Annotated in this window: 3 protein-coding genes; all 3 read right to left on the bottom strand. The window is 35.3% G+C overall.

What is annotated here, in order from left to right; genetic code table 11:
* Nucleotides 1-288, bottom strand: a 288-nt coding sequence (locus tag BAZSYMA_RS08055) for a hypothetical protein (protein WP_143243166.1), incomplete at its 3' end; no start/stop codon positions are given.
* Entirely contained in the window at nucleotides 289-1,083 is a 795-nt protein-coding gene (locus tag BAZSYMA_RS08050) for an outer membrane lipoprotein-sorting protein (RefSeq protein WP_090717706.1), read from the bottom strand.
* A partial coding sequence (locus BAZSYMA_RS08045) for an efflux RND transporter permease subunit (RefSeq protein ID WP_090717703.1) occupies nucleotides 1,083-2,696 on the bottom strand: 1,614 nt, incomplete at its 5' end. The genes BAZSYMA_RS08045 and BAZSYMA_RS08050, both read right to left, overlap by 1 nt.

The following is a 2,696-nucleotide window of genomic DNA, read 5'->3' as shown; positions in this document are numbered from 1 at the left end:
ATCGAAAATGAAATCGTGATAGGCTTTTAAGTTTCCGCTTATCTTAGCATTATTATCTATTTTGTATTCGGCATTTAAATCTGTCAAAATTTTAGCAGAGGATAAGTTTTTGTTATTACTAAAATTATAATGTGATTCTAAATCAACAGAGCCATACACTGAGCCTTTTTCAGGTGGTTTTGTTTGTATGGCTAATTCGTCGCTAAAGTTATCATCAAATCCAGAATCATCAAACCCTTCTTCGGCGTTTAATGAAAAAGAAATTAAAAGAACTAAGAAAAATCTCATTTACAAGCCTTTTTCAATTTTACGAATACTAAACATATCGTCATCAATCGCAATATTTATTTTAATATTGCTATTGTTTAAAAGTGTTTTATGTAGTGTTTGTTTGCCAGATTTTGTGGTCATTGTGGTTTGTGTTGCTACCCAAATACCATTGATTTTTTTCATCTTTCGAACATCCATATATTTTATTTTGTTGGTCTTTTTAAGATAAAGCTTAGCGCGAGCAAGTATATAGTTATCTTTGCGAATATATAAAATGCTTTTAGTGTAGCCAGTTTCATCCGTCACTGCTTGATTTTTAGGTAGAGATTGAATGACCCATACTGGGTTTTTACTATTTTTGCGTTTAATGACGCTCTCTTTTAACAGTTTAAAATGGTAATCATCAAGGTTATTATCTGTCATATCAGCATAAGAAAAGTCGCTACCCATAAAAGCACTATTTTTATCACTAGCTGGAATGCGTTTGGTTTTTTTGAGTGCTGGAAGATACATCCACTGATCATCATCTTTATTATCGTCGCTATAATCAAAGGTTAAAAATGCAGTGTTTTTAACATCGCTAGGAGATAGAAAAAAGATAGATTTATGCTTGGTATTTTCATTAATGTCTTTGGAGAATGTGCGCATTTGTCTAATGCGTTTTTTATTGTGTTTATTGATTAAAATCATTTGTAGAGTGGAAGTAATACTACTACCGTCATCTCTATCGTCAACTTTTTGCATAATCTCTAAACCTGTCAAAGCATTAACACTAAAGCTTAAAAATAGGGTGGGCAATAGTAGTTTTTTCATTATTTTTTCTCCAAAATTTTCATCATTGCAGGCACCAGTAAAAAGTCAGCAATAAGGGCGACAAAAATAGCGCTGGCAGTCAAAACACCAAAATTAAACATATTGGTCATACTTGCACTTAGTAGCACTAAAAATCCAAGTGCAAGTACAATAGAAGTAGTGATAATCGCTCGTCCTGTGTTAATCAGAGTTAATCTTGTTAATCTTGTAGCCTCGTCAACATTTTTCCCTTCTAAGCGATAGCGGTTAAAATTGTGCATAAAATGCACGGTATCATCAACAGCAAGCCCCAGTGCAATTGCACCTACAAGCATTGAAAACATATCAAAAGGAATGCCAAAACCCACCATTATTGCTGCAATGCTTAACATGGGGAGAATATTGGGAATCATACTAATTAGTCCAATTTTAATATTGCCAATTAAAAGGATCATCATAAGCGCAATAAGCCCAAAGGCAAGCACATAACTCGTTGCACTAGAATGAATGGATTTTTCCATAATACTGGCAAGTAAAATACCGACACCAGTGAAAGAAACATTGGCATTAGTGCCAAATTCTTGTGCAACATGAGTTTTAACTTCACTTAAAAATTGGTTGTATTTGATGGCATCTACAAAAGGCACTTTGACCGTTATGCGTGCTTTAGAAAAACCAGAATCGACAAAATCCCCCAAATCATCACTACCACTATTGGCAAATAAAAATAATTCTTGTGCAATTAACTCTTTGTTGACAGGGATTTTATAAAATGCTGCATTGTTTGCATTCAGCACCTTATTAGTTTCCTTTAACACATCTACCAGTGTTATTGTTTTGCCAACAAAAATTTCCCCATCTTTTAAAGTGTTAAGATAGTCGGTTGTCCTTTCAATTTTTTGTAACATCGCTGGTTCATACAAGCCATTTTCTCGTCCAGTATCTACAACAATTTCCAAAGTCATGGAGCCGTTTAACTCTTTGTCAATTGTTTCAACATTGACACGCACAGGATTGTCAGCCTCAAACCAAAGAAGTGGATGGTGAGAAAATTTCATTTGCACTACAAAAGAGGTGGCAATAATAATCATAACACCACTTATTATTACAATGGATTTGGCGTTGTTTAAGGAAAAATCAGCAATTTTGTGTAAAAAAGCATCCATTGTTTTATTATACGAGGCAACGGGTTTGTGCTTAAGTTTCAACGTGGCAAGCATGGCAGGTAATAACACTAAAACAAATAATAACCCTAATACGATACTGGCGCTGGCAAAAATGCCTAAATTGGCAACAGGTGCCACATCGGAAAAAGAGAACGACCACATACCCGCAGCGGTGGTCAGTGAGGTCATTACAATAGCAAAGCCAGAATGCCCCATGGCGAAACGCAGTGCCGATTTTTTATTGCCAGTTTTGGCAAAGTGTTTATAAAAAATGGCTAAAAGATGGATACTTGCCCCTGTAATCACTGCCAATAAAGACGAGGGCATAATTTGAGTAACCAGGGTAAAGGGTGCATCAAACAGTGCCATTAATGAAACAGCACTAATGATTGTTAAAGCAACCGTAATCAGTGGCAGAACAACCCCCGAAACGCGTCTAAACATAAGCGCTAGAACTAAAATGACCAT

The sequence above is a fragment of the Bathymodiolus azoricus thioautotrophic gill symbiont genome (assembly GCF_001298715.1).
Taxonomy (GTDB): Bacteria; Pseudomonadota; Gammaproteobacteria; order PS1; family Pseudothioglobaceae; genus Thiodubiliella.
The sequence above is the reverse complement of the archived record's forward strand: the minus strand, read 5'-3'. Positions and strand labels throughout refer to the sequence as shown.

Coding starts and splice junctions, on each gene's coding strand:
- BAZSYMA_RS08050 (WP_090717706.1), bottom strand. CDS start 1,083: ATGAAAAAACTACTATTGCCCACCCTATTTTTAAGCTTTAGTGTTAAT.